The sequence below is a fragment of the Bacillus cereus group sp. BfR-BA-01524 genome (assembly GCF_022662595.1).
Taxonomy (GTDB): domain Bacteria; phylum Bacillota; class Bacilli; order Bacillales; family Bacillaceae_G; genus Bacillus_A; species Bacillus_A thuringiensis_S.
Genome location: NZ_JAKUDW010000525.1, coordinates 1 through 203, shown reverse-complemented (window position 1 = coordinate 203; position 203 = coordinate 1). Strand labels below are relative to the sequence as shown.

Here is a 203-nt window from a genome sequence, read left to right as displayed (position 1 = left end):
ATTACTTCTACTTCTTCTAGCTCTTCTGTTTCCGCAATTACTTCCACTTCTTCTAGCTCTTCCGTTTCCGCAATTACTTCTACTTCTTCTGACTCTTCCGCTTCTGCAATTACTTCCACTTCTTCTAGCTCTTCTGCTTCTGCAATCACTTCCACTTCTTCTAGCTCTTCTGTTTCTGTAATTACTTCTACTTCTTCTGACTC

At 40.4% G+C, this 203-nt stretch carries 1 protein-coding gene; it reads right to left on the bottom strand.

What is annotated here, in order from left to right:
* Window positions 1-203 (bottom strand): hypothetical protein (locus MR170_RS32175; protein WP_242310806.1); only part of this gene is annotated, 203 nt, incomplete at both ends.